Source organism: Bradyrhizobium sp. USDA 372, from assembly GCF_053629095.1.
Window position 1 is genome coordinate 1,565,955 of record NZ_JBRJHR010000001.1, and the last position, 20,139, is coordinate 1,586,093.

Sequence of the window (20,139 nt, forward strand, 5' to 3'; positions counted from 1 at the left end):
TCTCTCCACAGCGTCATTGCGAGCGCAGCGAAGCAATCCAGAGTGTCTCCGCGGCGGCAGTCTGGATTGCTTCGCTGCGCTCGCAATGACGCGTAGGCGCAGTCAGCGCCTCATCACCCGCAATTCCACACCGCCCCGATCGGAGTGCGCGTCCAGCACGGGCCAAAGCTGCCGCCGTTGTAGCGACCGCCGTTGAACCCGGGGCGGCCGAAATAGTGCCACTCACCGTCCCAGCGATAATATTGCGGAACCGGATCGATGTACCAATGGCGACGTTCAGTCCGCGCGAGGCGCCGCATGGCGTCTTTCTGCTTGTAGAGCGGGATGCTGTTGCTGAGCGGCTGCCGATAGCCCGGCAGAAACCCATAGCCCTTCCAGACCGGCTTGGGACGCTTTTGCACGGGCTCGGCGGACGCGACAGCGGGCAGCAACGACAGGATGACAGCAACGAAGAGACACAGAAGGCGAGACATGGATCGACGATAGACGCTCGCCTGGCGGAAGACCATTCAAATTCGAGTGCTGGCAGATGGTCGCGTGGGAGCATCGCACACGATGTCGCATCCGCTTCGATCACGCGGTGCGTCGATCGAACGCAGCCGCGCTAACCGATCACGCCCTTGCGGATCAGGAAGCAGCCATAGCCCCTGCTGTCACCGACCTGCACGACGCCAAAGCCCGCCGCCGCCGCGCGATAGAAATCCGGACGCGCGAGCTTGCCGGGTGCAACGGCGCGGCCAACAGCGCGCTCGATCTCGGCGAGCACGGCGCGCTGCACCTCGGGCACGCGGTCGGGATCGTCGACCGGCATCATCACACGCACCGGATCGGGATCGAAATCGTCGAGCGGATAGACCGACATGATGGCGCGGACGGCGACCTCCATCGTCATGCCCGGCAATTGGATCAAGCGTTGCGACGAGGTGCTCTGCGCGATGCGGGTGGCCGGGTGATTGGCATCGACGAAAACGAGGTCGTCGCCGTGGCCCATGGAGGCGAGCAGCCAGAGCAGGTCTGGCGTCAGGATCGGATCGATCGATTTCAGCATGTGACGGCGGTTCCTCCCAATTGATCGCTAACCATAACAGGTTCCGAGCGTGATTCAGATCACGGAGGCCGCCATGGTGACAGGGATCACGGACCGCAGGGCTCGAACGCGGCCAAGCTTGCGCGCAACCAATCTCGCATCGAGATGAGTGCCAAAGGAGCACGCCATGTTCCGCCTAAAGCCCTTTTTCATGACAGCGAGCCTGTTGGGAAGCCTGTTCGGCTTCGCCTGCGGGCCCGTTTCCGCGCAGGTCGCCCCGGTGCAGCCTGCCCCCACCGCGCTGCAAGGCCCGGAGCAGCGGGTGGCGCTGGTGATCGGCAATGCGAACTACAAGAACGCGCCGCAGCTTGCGAATCCCGACGATGACGCCCAGTCGATGGCGCAGTTCCTGAACTCCGCCGGGTTCGAAGTGGTCGCAGCGACCGACCTGACCCAGAACGACATGCTCCGCGTCGTCCAGGACTTTTCCGCCAAGGTCGCCTCGCGCGGTCCGAACACGGTGGCAATGGTCTATTACGCCGGTCACGGTGTGCAGCTCGCCGGCGAGAACTATCTCGTTCCGGTCGATGCCAAGGTCTCCAACCCCACCGAGCTCGTCAACAATTCGGTGCGCCTCGTCGACGTGATGTCGACGCTGGAGACGATCCCGAGCCGCATGCGCATCGTCATCCTCGATGCCTGCCGCAACAACCCGTTCCCTGAAGTCAACGACGCCGGCCGCGGCTTGGCAATCGTCGATGCGCCGAACGGTTCGATCGTCGGCTACTCGACCGCGCCGGGCGCTGAGGCGCTCGACGGCACCAATGGTCACAGCCCCTACACGCAGGCGTTCCTGAACGTCGCGCGCGAGCCCAACGTGCCGATCGAGCAGCTGTTCAAGCGCGTGCGCCTGCAGGTCAACCAGACCACCAGCGGCGCGCAGATCCCGTGGGAGAGCTCGTCGCTGACGAGCGACTTTACGTTCTTCGGCGACACTGCGGTTGCCGCCAACCGCGCGCCGGTGAATACGCCGGTCGTGCAGATGGCCTCCAATTTGCCGAGCCGCTCGACGCGCCAGGCCTATGACTACGTCGTGTCCGAGGGTCGTCCGGAATATTATCAGGAGTTCATCCAGATGTATCCGCACGATCCGCTGTGCGACCACATCCGCTGGCTGCTCAAGAACCTGCTGATCTCGCAGGCCTGGCACAAGGCGGTGCTCGCCAACTCGCCGCTTGCGTACAAGAGCTTCTATGACAGCTACGGCAACAGCCCCTATGCGCAGGTCGCGCTGAAGCTGCAGGCGCAGCCGAAGCAGATCCCCTTGATGCAGGCGACCAAGTTCCTGGCGCCGCAGAACATTGCCCCGACCATCAAGATCGGCAATCTCGGCCAGCCCAAATACGTGCCGCTGATGCAGCAGGGCAATGGCGTGCAGGTGAACGGCAATCTGCCGGTCGTGCAGAAGCCGGTCGACGGCAATGTCGTCGGCAAGCTCGGCAATGGCGGCCAGATCGTCACCCTGCCTGCGGGCAACAACCAGCCGAACCCGCAGAACGGCACGCCGTCGCAGACCCCGAGCAAGATCGTCACCCTGCCCGCACCGACCAACACGACCAATGGCAAGGTCGGCATCGGCAAGATCGTGACCCTGCCTGCGACCAACAATCCGCAGAACGTCGGCAACAATGCCGGCACGACCAACGGCTCTTCTGGCAAGACCGTGAATCCGGGCACGAAGATCGACGTGAAGCCGGTCAACGTTCAGACGCAGCACCAGCCGATCCGCGTCAACAACGGCAACACCGGCATCGTGAAGCCCAACACTATCCCCGTGAACAAGGTGCAGGTGCAGACCAACGTGCAGACCAACCGTCCGCAGCTCAACACGATGCCGAACCGCATGGTCAGCAGCAACAACAACTTCCGACAGTCGATGAACCAGGCGCCGAGCATGAACAATGGCGGCAACCGTCGCGGCGGCTTCATGCACTGATTGCGCAAGACAGAAGGTGCGCTCCCTCCCCCGCTTGCGGGGGAGGGCTGGGGAGAGGGTCTCTCCACAACGGGACAATCCCCAAGAGGAAAAAGCCCTCACCCGGCACTGCGTGCCGACCTCTCCCGCAAGCGGGAGAGGTTGCACCGAGCAAGCGGAAAGTTCGATCCTCAAGATCGACAGAAACACAGAAGGGGCAGAGCGGCGACGCTCTGCCCCTAGTTCCTCTCATTCCGGGATGCGCCGTGAGGAGGAGGCGATCAGGCCACCAGCTCGGCGAACAGATCCGCGTCGACATTGCCGCCTGACAGCACGATGACGACGTTCCTCCCCGTCACGTCCAGGCGTCCGGCGAGCAGCGCGGCAAGACCCACCGCGCCGCCGGGCTCCACCACGAGCTTCAGCTCGCGATAGGCGAAGGCGACGGCCGCGCCGACTTCGGCATCGGAAGCCGTGACGCCGCGCGCGAGCAGCTTGCTGTTGATCGCAAACGTCATCTCGCCCGGCATCAGCGCCATCAGCGCATCGCAGATGGTGCGGCCAGCCGGCGGATGCGGCTCGCGATGACCTGCGCTGAGTGAAATGCCGTGATCGTCGAAGGCCTCGGGCTCGGCGACCACGATCTCGGCTTGCGGATAGCGCGCCTTCACGGCCGTGGCGACGCCCGCGATCAGGCCGCCGCCGGAGGCCGGCGCCACCACGATGTCGGGGCTGAGGCCAAGCGTTGCCATGTCCTCCGCGATCTCGCGGCCGGCGGTGCCCTGCCCTGCGATCACGAAGGGATCGTCGTAGGGTTTGACCAGCGTCGCGCCACGCTTCTCGGCGATGCCGCGCGAGATCGCCTCGCGGTCGTCCTTGTCGCGGTCGTACAGCACGACTTCGGCGCCGTAGGATTTGGTGCGCTCGCGCTTCGACAGCGGGGCATCCGCCGGCATCACGATGGTCGCCTGCATGTCGAGGATTTTTGCCGCCGCCGCCACGCCTTGCGCGTGGTTGCCGGAGGAGAACGCGACGACCCCGCCGGCGCGCTTGTCCTGCGGGATCGAGAACACCTTGTTGAAGGCACCGCGGAACTTGAACGAGCCGGTGCGCTGGAGCATCTCCGGCTTCAGAAACACCTTGGCACCGACGCGCTCGTTGAGCACGGGGAAGGACAACAGCGGGGTGCGGATGGCGTAAGGCGCGATCACGCGCGCCGCGGCATCGATGTCGGCAGGGCCGACCGGAAGGAGCTGTTCGGTCATGGCGGAATGTTATCGCGGCCGATCAGGCCCGGGCAAGACACCTCCGCGCGATGATTTTCCCCATAGCGCTTTAGAGCGAAGTGGCTACCGGTTCGCGTAAAGAAAACGCGTCAAAACAAGAATCTATTGCCATTTCGATCCATCGGATCGAGATCGCTCTAGGCCACGAACCGCGGCTGTTCCGCGCCGGCCCTGCCGGGCAGCACCGCCCCGACCGCCAAAATGCTCTCGATGAAGACCCGCGCCGAGGCTTCCCAAGTGTAATTGGCGGCAAACGCGACGCAATCCTGCCGGGAGATGTCGAGTGCGGCGAAGCAGGCGCTGCGCAGATCGTGATCAAGCGCGCCGACCGGCGCATCGCCGATCACGTCGCGGGGTCCCTTCACCGGGAAAGCCGCGACCGGCAGACCACTCGCCAGCGCCTCCAGCAGGACCAGGCCGAAGGTGTCGGTCTTGCTCGGGAACACGAACACGTCGGCGGCCGCGTAGATATCCGCCAGTTCCTCACCGTGCTTCTCGCCGAGGAAGATCGCATCGGGATAGGCCTCTTCCAGCGAGGCGCGCGCCGGGCCGTCGCCGACGACCACCTTGGTGCCGGGCAGGTCGAGCTCCAGGAACGCCTCGAGATTCTTCTCCACGGCCACCCGGCCGACCGACAGGAATACGGGGGCCGGCAGGCAGAGATCGATGACGCGGGGGTGGAACAGGCCCGTGTCGACGCCGCGCGGCCACAGCACGACATTGTCGAAGCCGCGCTCGGTCAGTTCGCGCGCGAGCGCCGGCGTCGCCGCCATCACGGCGCGGCTGGGGCTGTGGAACCGCCGCAGCGCCCGCCAGATCAGCGAGCCAGGGACTGGCACGCGGGCGCGGACATATTCAGGGAAGCGGGTGTGGAAGCTGGTCGTGAACGGCAGCTTGCGCTGGCGGCAATAGCGGCGAACCATCAGGCCGATCGGCCCTTCGGTCGCGATGTGGATGCTGTCGGGCCGCGCCTCCTCGATCAGCCTTGCGATCCGGGCCGGGCGCGGCATGGCGAGGCGCACGTCGCGATAGCTCGGCATGGCGAAGGTGCGGAACGATTGAGGCGTCAGGAACGTGAACTCGACGCCGAGCTCTTTGGCGGCGTCAGCGAGCTTGGTCAGCGTCCGAACCACACCGTTGACTTGCGGGTGCCAGGCATCGGTCGCGACCAGGATGCGCATCAGGCCGCCCTTGCCGCGACCTGTGGCACCTGCGCCGGCTTCTGCAACTGATCCGCCCAGGTGATGATCTCGAAATGGCCGTCGTCATGCTCGACCAGGGCGGTGCAGCTCTCCACCCAGTCGCCGCAATTCATGTAGCGGATGCCGGCCTCGTCGCGGATCACGGCGTAGTGGATGTGGCCGCAGATCACGCCGTCGGCCTCGTGACGCCGTGCCTCGGCGGCAAGCGCCTGCTCGAACGCGCCGATATAGTTGACGGCGTTCTTGACCTTCTGCTTGGCCCATTGCGACAGCGACCAATAGGGCACGCCGAACAGGCGGCGAAAGAAGTTGACGAAGCGATTCATCTGGATCGCGAAGTCGTAGGCCTTGTCGCCGAGATGGGCGAGCCAGCGCGCGTTCTGCACCACGAGATCGAAGATGTCGCCGTGAATGACGAGATAGCGCTTGCCGTCGACGCCGGTGTGAACCGTGTTCTCGACCACGTCGATGCCGCCGAAATGCGTGCCGTAATAGTTGCGCAGGAACTCGTCGTGATTGCCGGGAATGTAGATGACCTTGGCGCCCTTGCGCGCCTTGCGCAAAAGCTTCTGGACGAGGTCGTTATGCGATTGCGGCCAGTGCCAGCTCGACTTCAGCGCCCAGCCGTCGACGATGTCGCCGACGAGATAGATCGTGTCGGCATCATGGTAGCGCAGGAAGTCGAGCAGAAGATCGGCTTGAGAACCGCGGGCTCCGAGATGGACGTCGGAGATGAACAACGTGCGAAAGCGCCGCTCCGGGCTCTCGTCACTCACATCGTAACTTCCCATGCGCCAGCCTGTAACAATGTCCCGTGACAGGGGGATGACCGATTGAACCCTCGAGGCACCTTGAAATACGAATCACGCCTTGCCTCGCCCTCCCCGCGAATATCAGTCGCATGCGACAATCAGGCGACATGGCGCCGCAGGGGGCTCTGGAGATCAGATCCCGGCCGGAAGCCAGGTAGGTGCGCTCCCTCCCCCGCTTGCGGGGAGGGCTGGGGAGAGGGTGTTTCCCCGGCAGCCCGCCTCAGTAGAACGTGTGGAAATGATGAATCGGCCCGTGGCCGTGGCCGACGCTGAAGCGGTCGGCGGCGGCGATCGCGGCACTGATCCAGGCCTTGGCGTTGCGCACGGCGGCCTCGAGGTCCTCGCCCTTGGCGAGCCCCGCCGCGATGGCGGAGGACAGCGAGCAGCCGGTGCCATGGGTGTTGCGGGTGGCCACGCGCGGCGCGGCGAGCGCGATCGTGGTCCCGGCAGTGACGAGATAGTCGGTGCTCTCGGCACCCTCTCCGTGCCCGCCCTTGATCAGGACGGCGCGGCAGCCCAGCGCCAGCAGGCGGCGTCCCTGGCTTTCGATCTCGGCCTCGCTCGCCGCCAACGGCTCATCGAGCAGGGCCGCGGCCTCCGGCAGGTTCGGCGTGATCACGGCAGCCAGCGGCATCAGCCTGGTGCGCAGGGCGTCGACGGCTTCGGCGGCGAGCAGGCGATCACCGGAGGTCGCCACCATGACGGGATCGAGCACGACGTGCCGCGGTGCCCAGCGCGACAGCGCGGCCGCGATGGCGTCGATGCTGGCGGCCTGGGCCACCATGCCGATCTTCACCGCACCGATGTCGAGGTCGGAGAACACCGCGTCGATCTGCTCGGTGACGAACCCGGCCGGCACCGCGTGAATGCCGGTCACGCCGCGCGTGTTCTGCGCCGTTAGCGCCGTGATCACGGAGGCGCCGTAGACGCCGAGCGCGGCAAAGGTCTTCAGGTCCGCCTGGATGCCGGCGCCGCCGCTCGAATCGGAACCGGCGATGGTGAGTGCGACCGGGGTCGTCATCGCGGGGGACATGTGCTTGAGGACGCCGCCATGGCCTGTCCTAGCGCGACCGCGGAACGCCAGCAAGCGCGCCGAATCGCCGCCGAGCGTGATTCGCGAATCAATTGCGCGCCTTGCGAATCAGTCGGACACGGCGCGGTCAAAGGCCCGCAATGATGCGGGCTTGAAAATGCAACGGCGCCGGACCCTTGGTATAGTCGTGTACCTTAGCGTGCTTCGCCGATGACGAGGTACGTCAGGTGGTGGAACCGTCCAGCGATCCGATGTTGCAGGCCGCCCCGGCCCGCAAGCCATCTGAAAGACTCTTGGGGTGGAACGATGTGGGCCTTCTTCGAACGTCTCCTCGACTCGTCCATGCTGTCGCCGCACGGCATCTGCCTGTTGTGGGAGCCTGAGCTGATCTGGCTTCACGTCGTTTCCGACGCCTGCATTGCCGCCGCCTATTTCTCGATCCCGTTCGCCCTCGCCATCCTCGTCACCAAGCGGCGCGACCTCAAGTTCGGCTGGGTCTTCTGGGCGTTCGCGATCTTCATCATGGCCTGCGGCCTGACTCACGTGCTGTCGATCTACACGCTCTGGGTTCCGGTCTACGGCATCGAGGGCATGGTCAAGGCCGCCACCGCGGTCGCCTCGGTCTTCACCGCCGCCGCACTCTGGCCGTTGCTGCCGAAGATCCTGACGATCCCCTCGCCGTTCGAGCTGCGACAGGTCCAGGCCGCGCTCGAGGAGGAGGAAATCAAGAGCCGCGACGCCGCGCTGCTGCTGCAGCAGGTCCGCGACGCCCAGCGCGCGATGCGCGAGAGCGTGGCGCGCCTCACCGCGATCGTCGAGACAGCCGTCGACGGCGTCATCCTGTTCGATGCGCAGGACCGCATCCTGCTGTTCAATCCGGCCTGCGAGCGCTTGTTCGGCTACCGCGCCGACGAGGTGATGAACCGCAACGTCGGCATGCTGATGCCCGAGGCGGATGCGGCGCGGCATTTCGCGATAGGCGGCGAGGCCATCGGCCTGCGCAAGGACGGCACGACATTTGCGATGGATCTCTCGGTCGGCCAGGCGCGGCAGGACGGCGAATTGATCTTCGTCGGCATCGTCCACGACCTCACCGCGCGCAAGCTGACCGAGCAGCAGCTCCAGCAGGCGCAGAAGATGGAGATGGTCGGCCAGCTCTCCGGCGGCATCGCGCACGACTTCAACAATCTGCTCACCGTCATCATCGGCAATGCCGAGCACCTGAGCGAGCAGCTCAAGGCGAGGCCGGACCTCAAGCGCTTTGCCGAGGACATCTGCCAATCGGGCGAACAGGGCGCCGAGCTGACGCAGCGCCTGCTCGCCTTCAGCCGCCGCCAATTGCTGCGGCCCCAGACGATCGATTGCCGCAGCCTGCTCGATTCCATGTTCAAGCTGCTCAAGCGCACCTTGCGCGAAGACATCGAGATCAGGACGAGCTCCGGGCCCGGCACGGTCCTGGCCTTTGCCGACCGCGCCCAGCTCGAATCCGCCGTGCTGAATCTTGCGCTCAATGCGCAGGATGCCATGCCATCGGGAGGCCACCTCACGCTGGCCACTGAGCTGGTCACGATCGACGACGATCGCGCCGCCCTTCACCCGGAGGTCGCGCCCGGCAGCTATGCCCTGATCTCGGTCACCGATGACGGCGAAGGCATGGCGCCCGAGATCACCGCACGCGCGTTCGAGCCGTTCTTCACCACCAAGGAGGTCGGCAAGGGCTCGGGCCTCGGCCTCAGCATGGTCTATGGCTTTGCCAAGCAATCGGGCGGCCATGTCTCGATCTACAGCGAGGCAGGCCTCGGAACCACGGTCAGGATCTACCTGCCGCGCGCGAACACCGGCGGGTCGCAGGCCGATCTTCCCGACGGCGAGGACAAGGCGCCGCGAGGCTACGAGACGATCCTGATCGTCGAGGACGATCCGTTCGTCCGCTCCTCCGTCATTCGCAGGGTGGAAGCGCTCGGATATCGCGTCGTTGCCGCGGTCAACGGCAAGGATGCCCTGCAGCAGCTGCAGGGCGATCCCGGCATCGACTTGCTGTTCACCGATATCGTGATGCCCGGTGGCATGAGCGGCTGGGACCTCGCCGATCAGGCGCGGCGGCTGCGTCCCGGCCTGCCGGTCCTGTTCACCTCGGGCTACGCGCTGGAGACCCTGGTCGCGCAGGGCCACGCGCGGCCGCAATCGATCGTGCTGACCAAGCCCTATCGCAAAGTCGAGCTCGCCCAGCGGCTAAGGGATGCATTGGCCGCAGCGGTGGTCCCATCCTAGACTTGCGAATGCGCCGCGCAGGAGCCGCAAGCTGGCTTGCTAAATCCGGCCGGTTTTGGCCTATTAGCCGCCAGATCCGCTTTCGGAGTGCCCGCGATGGTTCCTTTCTTCGTCCAAATCAAATGCAAGCTCGGCCAGTCCTATACGGTGGCCAATGCGCTTGCCGAAGCCGAGATCGCCTCCGAGATCTATTCCACGGCCGGCCAATACGACCTTCTGGTGAAGTTCTACGTCGACAAGGATACCGACATCGGCCATTTCGTGAATGAGAAGGTGCAGGTGCTGCCGGGCATCCAGGACACCCTCACCATCATCACCTTCAAGGCGTTCGGCACCGGCTAGAGCATGCGCCTAACAACGGCCGAAGCGCGCCGGCAGCGCTAGCCGCCCTCCTTGCGTTTGGGCGGTGTCGGTCCCTGCACCGGCGGCAGCGACTTCAGATACGCGGCCATCGCGGCGCGGTCTTCCGCGGTCAGTTGCGCCAGATTCTTGATCACCGGCCGCATCGCACCCGAAGCGCTGTCGCCCTCGGGCATGTCGCCGGTCTCGAGAAAATCCGCGATATCCTTCTCGCTCCAGCTGCCGATGCCCTGCTGCGTGATGTTGGGCACCCAGCCCTCACCTTCCGGATTGGGCCCACCGGCAAAGCGCTGGCCGGCGATGATGCCGCCGAGCGCATTGCGCGGGCTGTGGCATTCGGCGCAATGGCCGAAACCGTTCACGAGATAGGCCCCGCGATTCCATTGCGGCGAGCGCGCGGCGTCCGCGACGAACGGCGCGGTGTCCATGAACAGCAGTTTCCAGATGCCGACATTGCGGCGAATGTTGAACGGAAACGGCAGCGCGTGGTCGCGCACTCTGCCGGACACCGGCGGCAGCGTCTTCAGATAGGCAAAGAGGTCGCGAACGTCGTCGATGCTTGCCAGATGATAGGACGTGTAGGGAAAAGCGGGGAAATAGTGCGCGCCCGCGGGCGAGATGCCGCGCACCACGGCGTTGACGAAATCAGCCTCGCTCCAGCGGCCGATTCCGTCGGCCGGATCGGGGGAAATGTTGGGCGCGTAGAACGTCCCGAACGGCGAGCCGAGCGCCAGCCCGCCACCGAGCCGCAGGCGATCGGGCTGATTGGGGATGGCGTGACAGGACGAGCAGCCGCCGGCGTTGAACAGCTCCTGCCCGTTGGCAAGATCCGGGCTCCGTGTCGGCGCCGGCAAGGCCAGCGCGGCCGGGGCGGTCAACCACCAATAGAGGCCGAACGCCGCGGCGGCGGCGATCAGGGCGGCAAGAACCATTCGTCGCAGCATTCGATCATTCCATCGTGAGCGCGCGAACTTAAGGGTCATGCCGCGCCCGATCCAACCACGAATATTTTAGACGGTCCGGCTGTAATGCCGGAATAAACCGCATGACCAACTGTTTGAAGAGCAATCAGGCCTGAACAGGGAGAGACCCATGACCAAAGCCGTTTTTGCCACACTGGCACTCGGAGCTGCCGTTGCGTTCGCCGCCCCGGCCAGCGCGGAAAAACTGAAGGCGACGCTGGACGGCAAATCCGAAGTCCCTGCCAACACCAGCAGCGCCACCGGAACGGCCGATCTGGACTACGACGCTGCCAGCAAGAAGCTGTCCTGGACCGTCACCTATTCCGGCCTCTCGGGCCCCGCCACCGCCGCGCATTTCCACGGGCCTGCCGAAGCCGGCAAGAACGCCGGCGTCGCCGTCGCGATCCCGAATGCAGCCTCGAGCCCGGTCAAGGGCGAAGCGACGCTCACCGACGCGCAGGCCGCCGATCTGCTCGGCGGCAAGTACTACATCAACATCCACACCGCGGCGAACCCGGGCGGCGAGATCCGCGGTCAGGTGACGAAGTAAAGCGAAAACGCAGGCTTCGTCGCGGAAAGGCCGGACGCAAGGAGGGAGCGTTCGGCCTTTTCGATTCGGGGCGAGAACCTGCCTCGCTCAAGCCGCGTTCAGCGCCTGCGCGAGGTCGGCGATCAGGTCCGACGGGTTCTCGATGCCGATCGAGAGCCGGATCGTGGAATCGAGCACGCCGATTTTCCGGCGGATGTCGGCGGGAACGCCGGAATGGGTCATCGTCGCCGGCAGGCTTGCGAGCGATTCCGTGCCGCCGAGACTCACCGCCAGCTTGAGAATCTGCAGCGCGTTGAGGAATTTCACCGCCGCCTCCTTGCCGCCGACGATGTCGAACGAGAAGGTCGACCCCGCGCCGAGGCATTGCCGCGCGAACACACGCCCCGATGGCGAGGCCTCTTCGTGATGACCGAGGTAATGGACCTTGGCGACCTTCGGGTGGTCGCGCAAAAAGTCCGCCACGAGCCGCGCATTCGCATCGGCTTTCTCCATCCGCAGGCTGAGCGTCTCGAGCGAGCGGTTGATCATCCAGCAGGAATGCGGATCGAGCTGGGTGCCGATGGCGCCGCGCAGCGCCTTGATGCCCTTCATGATCGCTTTCGATCCGAGCGCGGCGCCCGCGATCAGGTCGGAATGGCCACCGACATACTTGGTCAGCGAATACAGCGACAGGTCCGCGCCGTGCTCGATGGGCCGCTGAAACACCGGCCCGAGCAGCGTGTTGTCGCAGGCGATGATCGGCGTGTGTCCCTGCGCCTTGCCGATGGCATCGGCGGTGCGGCGGATCATTGCGACGTCGACGAGGCCGTTGGTCGGATTGGCGGGCGTCTCGATCAGGATCATCGAAACCCGCCCCTTGCCCATGGCCTCCTCCGAGGCCTGCTTGACCGCCGTCTCGTCGATTCCGTCGGCAAAGCCGACGGCGCCGATCGACAGGCGCGCGAGCGTGTTCGTCAGCAAGGTCTCCGTCCCGCCATAGAGCGGCTGCGAGTGCAGGATGACATCGCCGGGGCGAACGAAGGCCAGGATCGTGGTTGCGATGGCCGCCATGCCGGACGAGAACAGCGCGCAACTCTCGGTTCGCTCGTAGATCGCGAGCCTGTCCTCGACGATCTCGCTGTTGGGATGATTGAAGCGAGAATAGACCAGGCCCGCGCCCATGCCTTCCGGCGGCTCGCGCCGACCGGCGACGTAGTCGAAGAAGTCCTGCCCGTCCTCGGCGGTCTTGAACACGAAGGTGGAGGTCAGGAACACCGGCGGCTTGATGGCGCCCTCCGACAATTGCGGGTCATAGCCATAGGTCAGCATCAAGGTTTCCGGATGCAGCATATGATTGCCGATATGGGTCTTCGACGGGAACGGTTTTGCCATGGCCTGTCTCGCTGTTGACTATGGTGCTCGCCGCGCGCTGGAACTCCCTGATGTCCTGAGAGTGTCGGGAGGAGGATGCGTCGACTCGTGTGAGCGCACGGCGCGTTGCCACAAAGATAGCTGCTCTGAGAGCAATCCGTCAGGCCTTGCGGACAGAATTACTGCCTCGCTGCGGCTCGCGGCTACGCAAAAAGGCGGCTGCCTTCGCAACCGCCCCCTTCACTGCTTCCTCGTGCCCCGTTATTTCAACTTCAACCGATAGGTTTCGTGACAATCATTGCAGCGGTCGTTGATCGCCGTGTAGGCCGCCTTCAGGCTCGCGACATTGGTGATCTTGCCTTTGACGTCGGCGATCGCCTTCTGCACCGGCGGGATCTTGGAATCGAAATCGGCCTTGTTCTGCCAGACCTTCGGCGAGGAGCCGTAGGACGCATTCACGACGTCCTGCTTGGGATTGACCTCGAAGGTCTTGGCGATCTTGGCGACGTCCGCCTCCAGATTGGCAATCGCCTCGTCGACGGTCTTCTGGTTGTAGGGAATGTCGCCCTTGGACATCTTCTGAATGACCGAGTACAGGCTCTTTGCCTGCGAGCGCATCAGATTGTCCTGCTGGACGGCAATCTCCTGTTGCGCCATGACGGCGCCCGCGCCCAGCACGAGGACGCCCGCGACAATCATCGTCCGTTTCATTGGTTCGTTTCTCCGGCTCTCGAGACGTTCAGGGAATGAGACGTCACCGGCTTCTCGTGAAGCCGGGACCCATCATGGGTAGAACCCCGCGCGGCGCGTTTATTCCCGTGCGCGCGGAGAGCGGCTTCACAAGCTGTGGCGGCGGTGGTGCTCGTTGATGGCGATCCACACCCGCTCGGGCGTTGCCGGCATGTCGATGTGGTCGATCTTGTATTCGCGCCAGAGCGCGTCGACGATGGCATTGACGACGGCCGGACAGGAGCCGATCGCGCCGGCCTCGCCGGCCCCCTTCACGCCCATGGGATTGGTCTTGCAGGGCACGTTGTGGGTTTCGAACACGAAGGCAGGCCCATCCGCCGCGCGCGGCAGCGCATAGTCCATGAAGGTTGCGGTGATGAGCTGGCCGTCCGTCGGTCCATACACCACCTGCTCCATCAAGGCCTGGCCGATGCCCTGCATGGCGCCGCCATGCACCTGGCCGGCCAGCAGCAGCGGGTTGAGCGTCTTGCCGAAATCGTCGACGATCACGTAGTTGACGATTTTGATGATGCCGGTGGCTGGATCGATCTCGACCTCCGCGACATGGGTGCCGTTGGGATAGGTGCCGTCGGCGCTGGCAAAGGTCGCGCTGCCGTTCAGCTTCGACGGATCGACCCCGGGCCGCTTGGTGAGATCGGCGAACGAGATCGCACGATCGGTGCCGGCAATGCGGATGATGCCATCGGTGATCTCTAAGTCGCCGGCGCTTGCTTCGAGCGTCTGCGCCGCGATCTCCTTCAGCTTTTGCCCGAGTTCGCGCGTGGCGCGCTCGACGCTGACGCCGCCTGACGGAATCGAAGCCGACCCGCCGGTGCCGAGGCCGGTCGCGATCTCGTCGGTATCGCCCTGGCGAACATGCACACGCTCGGGCACCAAGCCGAACTGCTCGGCGACGATCTGCGCGTAGGCGGTCTGATGGCCCTGCCCGCTCGATTGCGTGCCGATCAGCACGGTGACGTCGCCATTGGCATCGAGCCGCACATTGGCGGTCTCCTCACCCATCACGCCGCAGATCTCGACATAGCTCGCAAGCCCAATGCCGCGGATCAGGCCGCCCTTCTTGGCGAGCTTGGCGCGCTTGGGAAATTCCTTCCATTCCGCGATCTCCATCGCGCGCTTCAGATGCGCGGCGAAGTCGCCGGAATCGTAGACCTTCCCGGTCGCGGTCTTGTAGGGCAGCGCCTTCGGCGGGATGAAATTCTTGCGGCGGATGGCATCCGGCGTCATGTCGAGCTTTCGCGCGCAGGCATCGACGAGGCGCTCGATCACATAGGCGGCCTCAGGACGGCCCGCGCCACGATAGGCATCGACAGGCACGCTGTGGGTGAAGATGGTGCGCACCCGGCAATGGAAGGCCTGGATGTCGTAAAGGCCCGGCAGCATGCCCGCGCCGCCATGCGGGATGTAGGGCCCGAAGGTCGACAGATACGCGCCCATGTCGCCCATGAGGTCGCAATCCATGGCGAGGAACTTGCCGTCTTCAGCCAGCGCCATCTTGGCGGTGGTGACGTTGTCGCGGCCCTGCGCATCGCCCATGAAATGCTCGGAGCGATCGGCTGCCCACTTCACCGCCTTCTTCAGCTTGCGCGCAGCGACGGCCATCAAGGCGTATTCCCGGTACGGAAACAGCTTTGTGCCGAACCCGCCGCCGACGTCGGGACAGATCACCCGCATCTTGTCGGTGGGGATGTTGAGCACGTTCTGGCAGAGGATGTCGCGCAGGCGGTGGCTGCCCTGGCTGCCGACCGTTAGCGTCAGATGGTCGCGCTTGGAATCGTATTCGCACACCGCCGCGCGCGTCTCCAAGAAGCTTGCCACCACGCGCGGATTGACGATGGAGATCTCGGCGACGGCATGCGCCTTGGCAAAGGCCGCGTCCACCGCCGCCTTGTCGCCGATCGAGACGTCGAACAGCACGTTGCCGGGCTTGTCGGGCCAGACCGGCGGTGCGCCCTTCTTCACGGCGTTGACGACGCCGGTCACGGCGGGCAGTGGCGACCATTTGACCTCGATCGCCTCGATCGCGTCGCGGGCCTGGTCGATGGTCTCGGCGACCACGAAGGCGACGGCATCGCCGACATGTCGTACCTCGTCCTGGGCGAGGATCGGGTAAGGCGGGCCGGTGAACGGATCGGTCTCGAGATTGAACAGGCAGGGCAGATTGCCGAGATCCTTGACGTCGTCCGCGGTCAGGATCAGCGCAACGCCCGGCAGGCCGCGGGCCCGGCTCGCATCGATGGTGTATTTGGCATGCGCATGCGGCGAGCGCAGCACCAGGCAGCGGAGCGCGGCCTGCGGCGCGTAATCATCGGTATAGCGGCCCTTGCCGCGGATGAGCGCGTCATCCTCCTTGCGCAGCACGCTTTGACCAACGCCGAACTTGATGGGAGCCGCCATTTTATCTTCCCGTTCTCATGGTTGTTTTGTGGGCATATTGCCGTGGAAAAACTGGCGCGTCAAAGCCCGGCCATCCTGGCGGCGTCGTAGATCTCGATGGTCGTCGGCTCCGAGACGAGCGATTGCAGCGCACGGACAAAGTCGCGCGAGGCCGGAACCGCGAAGTGCGCGAGCAGCGCAGCGCGATCGGCCCACTGCTCGACGAACACGAATTTGAGGGGATTCTCGCAATCGACATGCACCGCATGCGAGATGCAGCCGGGCTCGGCGCGCGAGCGTTGGACGTGTTCGAGGCTTAGTCTCCGGACCTCGTCGATCGAGTCCTGCCTTGCGATTGCGCTGCCGGTCACCAGGATCATGTCGCCTCCCCGTCCGCTCAGTGGAGTGTCCCATGGACCCGGTCGGGGAGTCCAGCCGAGCGACGGGATCACGGCAGACGCTTTCGGGTGACCGACGCCTGGAATTGGCGATCACTCACATCCCGCCCCGGCTCATCAGATAGCTCGTACGATCTCTGAGCGTATCGATCGCCCGCCCAGCTGTGAGATGGTCGATCTCGGCGCGCGTCAGGCCGATGTCCATCAGCGCTCTGTCACTCAGGTCCCGCAAGCTGACCCGCGGATGCAGGAGCCACTCCCCAAACGCACGCCAATATCGACTGGGCAGGTCCAGGAGGCTTTGCGCCGGCGCGGCTGCGGCTGCTTCCCTCCCCGACAAGGCATGGCCCGGCGGTGCAACGGACACGTTGAGGCGAGCCGCTGCCGCCAGGACCTCGTCCATGGCCTCCTTCGCCAGCGCAATGGATCGGTCGAGGCGAAGCACCGCGGCATCGTGCTCGGCCTCGGATGAGATCTTCGTCAGTTGTGGTGGCATCGGACGCTCCTGCTGTGAGCCGGCAAGGAGAGTGGCCAAACAAAAGGCCCCGTCCGATGCCGGCGGGGCCTGGTGGAAAAGATGTCGTCGAGATCCTAGCGCACGACTCCTCCCACCGCCCAGCCGAAGCGGGTGATGTGGTTGCAGGAGACTTTGCGCGACGATTTGATCATGAGCGACTCCTACCACGGCAATCGCGCAAAATCAAGAGATGCATGGAGATCGATTGCATCCTGAAGGCGAACCCCCACGCCGGCCAATTCGTCTTTCCAACTAATGCGACGAAGGAGGTTAGCCGCAACGGCGCATAAGGGACCAGCCCCGCGAAGAGCGCTTGAGGCGCGCGATCGTTCAGAGCGGCGACTGACCGAAAGGCGATAGGATGACCCGTGATATGCGATATGCACGTCCGCTCATTATGTAGGTAACTCTGTCCTATAGCTGACGTTAGGCGCCGCGCATAACGGCGGGCACGATAGCTCGTTGCCCTCAATTCGCTGCTTCCGCGACGCATGGTGAGCTAACGCGCTTCCGAGCATTTCGGCGCCTTGCCACTTTCTGGAGGGCTTGTCGCACGGCTCCCGTTCGGCCACACTCGTCGCATTTCAAGTAATTGTTTGGAAGGGTGACCTCATGCCCGAAGCATTGGAAAGCCTTTTGTGGTGTGCCGCGCTTGCGACGTGGCTGATGCTCTTCTCCAGGATCCTGGGTGAACACCTCAAGCCCGTCTCGAAACACCTCGGCCATCTGATCGCGGTTGCTTTCAGACTCAGGACGAAGTGACGCAACACGGCCTCGGCGCGGCTTGGCAGCAGTCGAACTGGCAGAACTGCTCGTCACGTTGTTGCTGGCGTGAAGCGAACGGACCAGGCGCGCGCATCCTGCGGCCGCAATGTTTCGTGACTCAGCGGGTACGGTGACGCTGCTGGAGCATGATCCGGAAAAGTGTGCAGCGGTTTTCCGAGAAGACCATGCTCAAACAATAACCTAAAGCGCGATGACGATTCTTCCTAATCGCATCGCGCTTTAGCGTCCCACCCTCCGGTCGAGGGAGAACCGGCCTCCTCCGGTGACCAGGATCAACAGAGCGCCTCCCATGATGGAGATGTTCTTCAAGAAGTGATTGTACTGGCCAATCTGTTGCGGGCCAGCGGGATACTCCCAGTAACGATGTCCAATTGCAGTGGCCGCCAATACGAACAGAAACGTCAAAATTGCGCAGTAGCGCGTGCCGATGCCGAGTATCAAGCCAACCGATATCACGATTTCCAGCACGACATTGATCGCCGTGAACAGCTGGGGCACCGGGAGGTTCAGCGACCGAAAATAACTCACCGAGCCACTGAAGTTGGTGAGTGCTCCATAGGCGCTTCCAACGAAGACCCATGCAAGCAGGACACGGCCGATGAGGATGAGCAGGTCGGCGTTGCTGGTGGCGAACTCGTCGATCCGCGTGGACCAGGGTGAGCGGAATGGCATGGTAGTTGCCTCGTCTCCTGAGCAGGGCACCCGAATATCGGAAAATCGTATCACGATCGGCCGACCTTATGAAGGATTCCGGTCGCCGGTCCGTGTGAGGCAGCGGTAAATGGATAAATCCGGATGCGACCCTAGCCGCGCACCAGCGAGACCAGCCAGCTGCGGCCGAACAGCACGAGGATTGCGAGCGCGTAGACGATCGTGCCGCCGACGGCCAGCAGGGCCAGCGTCGCTTCGTCCCGGAAGGCGTGCACCGAGGCAAGAGCGGCCGGGCTGAAGCGCGCAATCAGCCAGAACGCCGCGGCGAGGATCAATCCGATCAGCAGGAATTTGGCGAGCGACAACAGCCAGGCGCGGTCCAGCACGAGGAAGCCGCGCCGAACAGCGAAGAAGAGCACCAGCAGGAGATTGGTCCAGACGCCGATGGCGGTGGCGAGCGCAAGGCCGATCTGGGCGAGCGATCCCATCAACGCGACCTTGAGCGCGACGTTGACGGCGATGCCGGTCAGCGACGCCCGCACCGGCGTCGCGGTGTCCTTGCGGGCATAGAAGGTCGCGACCGCACTGCGGATCAGCACGAAGGGGATGAGGCCGATGGCATAGGCAGCGAGCGTCGCACCGGCGGCGGCTGCATCGGCCTTGGAGAACGCACCGCGCGCAAACAGCGCGCGCATGATCGCGTCGGGCACGGTGATGAAGGCCGCGACGAACGGGATCGAGAACAGCAGCGTGAAATCGAAGGCGCGGCGCTGTGCCTTCAGCGCGCCGTCGTGGTCGTTCGCCGTGATCCGTCGCGACATCTCCGGCAGCAGCACCGTGCCGATAGCGATGCCGATGACGCCGATCGGCAGCTGGTTGAGCCGGTCGGCGTAATAGAGCGCCGACAGCGCGCCGGCCGGCAGGAAGGTCGCGATGATGGTGTCGGCGAACAGCGCGACCTGCGTGCCCATCGAGCCCAGCGTCGCAGGTCCCAACGCCCTAAAGAATCCGCGAACGTCCTCGTCGAGCTTGAGCGGCGCAAAGCGCGGCAGGCCGCCATGGCGGGCGAGATCGCCGGCGAGCAGGAAATATTGCAGGAAGCCGGAGATCAGCACGCCCCAGGCGGCGGCATGGCCCGCGGTCGGAAACCAGACGGCAACCGCCAACGTCATCATCATCGCGACGTTGAGAAAGATCGAGGCGGCCGCGGCGCTGGCAAAGCGCTGCATCACGTTGAGCATGCCGCCATAGAGCGTCACCAGCGTGATCAGCAGGAGATAAGGAAAAGTGATCCGGGTCAGCTCGATCGCGAGCTTGCGCTGCTCGGCATCCTCGGAAAAGCCCGGCGCCAAAATGCTCATGGCCTGCGGCATGAACAGCCATGCGGCGATCAGCAGCACCACCTGCGAGGCCAGGAGCAGCGTGAAGATGCGATCGGCGAACAGCTTTGCCGCCGCTTCGCCCTTCTCGCCATGGACATGGGCATAGGCCGGCACCCAGGCGGCGTTGAAGGCGCCCTCGGCGAAGATCGCCCGGAAATGGTTGGGCAGCCGCAGCGCCACGAAAAAGGCGTCGGCCACCGGGCCGGCGCCGAGGATCGCCGCGAGCATGATGTCGCGGGCAAACCCCGTCAGCCGCGACAGCAGCGTGTAACCACCGACCGTGAAGATGCGTCCGAGCATGCGGACTCTTCTAGAGCATGTCAGGAATAGGTCTAGGTGCAAACCGCGGCGGAAGTCAGCTCCCTCCCCCGCTTGCGGGGGAGGGTTGGGGAGAGGGTGCCTCCGCAAGCGAGAGCCCCCAAGAGGAAAGAGCCCTCACCCGGCGCTACGC

Annotated in this window: 18 protein-coding genes; 4 read left to right on the top strand and 14 right to left on the bottom strand. The window is 64.6% G+C overall.

Features of this window, described 5'->3' with window-relative positions; all coding sequences use genetic code 11:
- Positions 1–113 precede the first annotated feature (113 nt).
- A complete protein-coding gene (locus AB7M16_RS07715) occupies positions 114–509 on the bottom strand; it encodes a hypothetical protein (protein ID WP_453943544.1) in 396 nt (131 codons plus the stop codon).
- A 95-nt stretch (positions 510–604) separates the two neighbouring features.
- Positions 605–1,048 (bottom strand): RbsD/FucU family protein, encoded by a 444-nt coding sequence (locus AB7M16_RS07720; protein WP_212260247.1) that lies wholly within the window; start codon positions 1,046–1,048, stop codon positions 605–607.
- 166 nt (positions 1,049–1,214) lie between these two features.
- Between AB7M16_RS07720 and AB7M16_RS07725 the strand changes: the two genes are divergently transcribed.
- Complete coding sequence (locus AB7M16_RS07725) at positions 1,215–3,023, top strand: caspase family protein (RefSeq protein WP_453943545.1); 1,809 nt, start codon at positions 1,215–1,217, stop codon at positions 3,021–3,023.
- Positions 3,024–3,283: 260 nt separating this feature from the next.
- Here the strand turns inward: AB7M16_RS07725 and AB7M16_RS07730 are convergent, their stop codons facing one another.
- From AB7M16_RS07730 to thiD, 4 genes are all read right to left on the bottom strand, one after another.
- A complete protein-coding gene (locus AB7M16_RS07730) occupies positions 3,284–4,267 on the bottom strand; it encodes a threonine/serine dehydratase (RefSeq protein ID WP_453943546.1) in 984 nt (327 codons plus the stop codon).
- Between the two features lie 158 nt (positions 4,268–4,425).
- Positions 4,426–5,469, bottom strand: coding sequence for a glycosyltransferase family 4 protein (locus AB7M16_RS07735; protein WP_453943547.1), 1,044 nt, complete (start codon positions 5,467–5,469; stop codon positions 4,426–4,428).
- Positions 5,469–6,281, bottom strand: coding sequence for a UDP-2,3-diacylglucosamine diphosphatase (locus tag AB7M16_RS07740; RefSeq protein WP_172785281.1), 813 nt, complete (start codon positions 6,279–6,281; stop codon positions 5,469–5,471). The genes AB7M16_RS07735 and AB7M16_RS07740 overlap by 1 nt, the downstream gene beginning before the upstream one ends.
- 241 nt (positions 6,282–6,522) lie before the next feature.
- Positions 6,523–7,323, bottom strand: coding sequence for a bifunctional hydroxymethylpyrimidine kinase/phosphomethylpyrimidine kinase (gene thiD, locus AB7M16_RS07745; protein WP_453943548.1), 801 nt, complete (start codon positions 7,321–7,323; stop codon positions 6,523–6,525).
- Between the two features lie 318 nt (positions 7,324–7,641).
- On the opposite strand from thiD, the gene AB7M16_RS07750 reads away from it, so the two are divergent.
- Both AB7M16_RS07750 and AB7M16_RS07755 read left to right on the top strand, forming a co-directional pair.
- Positions 7,642–9,606 (top strand): PAS domain S-box protein, encoded by a 1,965-nt coding sequence (locus AB7M16_RS07750; RefSeq protein WP_453943549.1) that lies wholly within the window; start codon positions 7,642–7,644, stop codon positions 9,604–9,606.
- Positions 9,607–9,702: 96 nt separating this feature from the next.
- Entirely contained in the window at positions 9,703–9,948 is a 246-nt protein-coding gene (locus AB7M16_RS07755) for an Lrp/AsnC ligand binding domain-containing protein (RefSeq protein WP_018642903.1), read from the top strand.
- 38 nt (positions 9,949–9,986) lie between these two features.
- Here the strand turns inward: AB7M16_RS07755 and AB7M16_RS07760 are convergent, their stop codons facing one another.
- A complete protein-coding gene (locus AB7M16_RS07760) occupies positions 9,987–10,910 on the bottom strand; it encodes a c-type cytochrome (RefSeq protein WP_453943550.1) in 924 nt (307 codons plus the stop codon).
- 148 nt (positions 10,911–11,058) lie between these two features.
- Here AB7M16_RS07760 and AB7M16_RS07765 point away from each other — a divergent pair, with 148 nt between their 5' ends.
- Entirely contained in the window at positions 11,059–11,478 is a 420-nt protein-coding gene (locus tag AB7M16_RS07765) for a CHRD domain-containing protein (protein ID WP_212260236.1), read from the top strand.
- 87 nt (positions 11,479–11,565) lie between these two features.
- Here the strand turns inward: AB7M16_RS07765 and AB7M16_RS07770 are convergent, their stop codons facing one another.
- The 7 genes from AB7M16_RS07770 to murJ form a co-directional block, all read right to left on the bottom strand.
- Positions 11,566–12,849, bottom strand: a complete 1,284-nt coding sequence (locus tag AB7M16_RS07770) for a cystathionine gamma-synthase family protein (RefSeq protein WP_172785285.1) — start codon at positions 12,847–12,849, stop codon at positions 11,566–11,568.
- Positions 12,850–13,089: 240 nt separating this feature from the next.
- Positions 13,090–13,539: a cytochrome c gene (locus AB7M16_RS07775; RefSeq protein ID WP_172785286.1), complete on the bottom strand. Its 450-nt coding sequence runs from the start codon at positions 13,537–13,539 to the stop codon at positions 13,090–13,092.
- A gap of 126 nt (positions 13,540–13,665) precedes the next feature.
- A complete protein-coding gene (locus tag AB7M16_RS07780) occupies positions 13,666–15,975 on the bottom strand; it encodes a xanthine dehydrogenase family protein molybdopterin-binding subunit (RefSeq protein WP_453943551.1) in 2,310 nt (769 codons plus the stop codon).
- A 59-nt stretch (positions 15,976–16,034) separates the two neighbouring features.
- Positions 16,035–16,334 carry a putative quinol monooxygenase gene (locus AB7M16_RS07785; RefSeq protein ID WP_172785288.1) on the bottom strand — a complete coding sequence of 100 codons (300 nt, stop codon included), beginning with the start codon at positions 16,332–16,334 and terminating at the stop codon, positions 16,035–16,037.
- A 115-nt stretch (positions 16,335–16,449) separates the two neighbouring features.
- Entirely contained in the window at positions 16,450–16,848 is a 399-nt protein-coding gene (locus tag AB7M16_RS07790) for a DUF1127 domain-containing protein (protein ID WP_212260230.1), read from the bottom strand.
- A gap of 1,026 nt (positions 16,849–17,874) precedes the next feature.
- Positions 17,875–18,327: a DoxX family protein gene (locus AB7M16_RS07795; RefSeq protein ID WP_212260229.1), complete on the bottom strand. Its 453-nt coding sequence runs from the start codon at positions 18,325–18,327 to the stop codon at positions 17,875–17,877.
- Positions 18,328–18,458: 131 nt separating this feature from the next.
- Entirely contained in the window at positions 18,459–19,988 is a 1,530-nt protein-coding gene (gene murJ, locus AB7M16_RS07800) for a murein biosynthesis integral membrane protein MurJ (RefSeq protein WP_453943552.1), read from the bottom strand.
- Positions 19,989–20,139 lie beyond the last annotated feature (151 nt).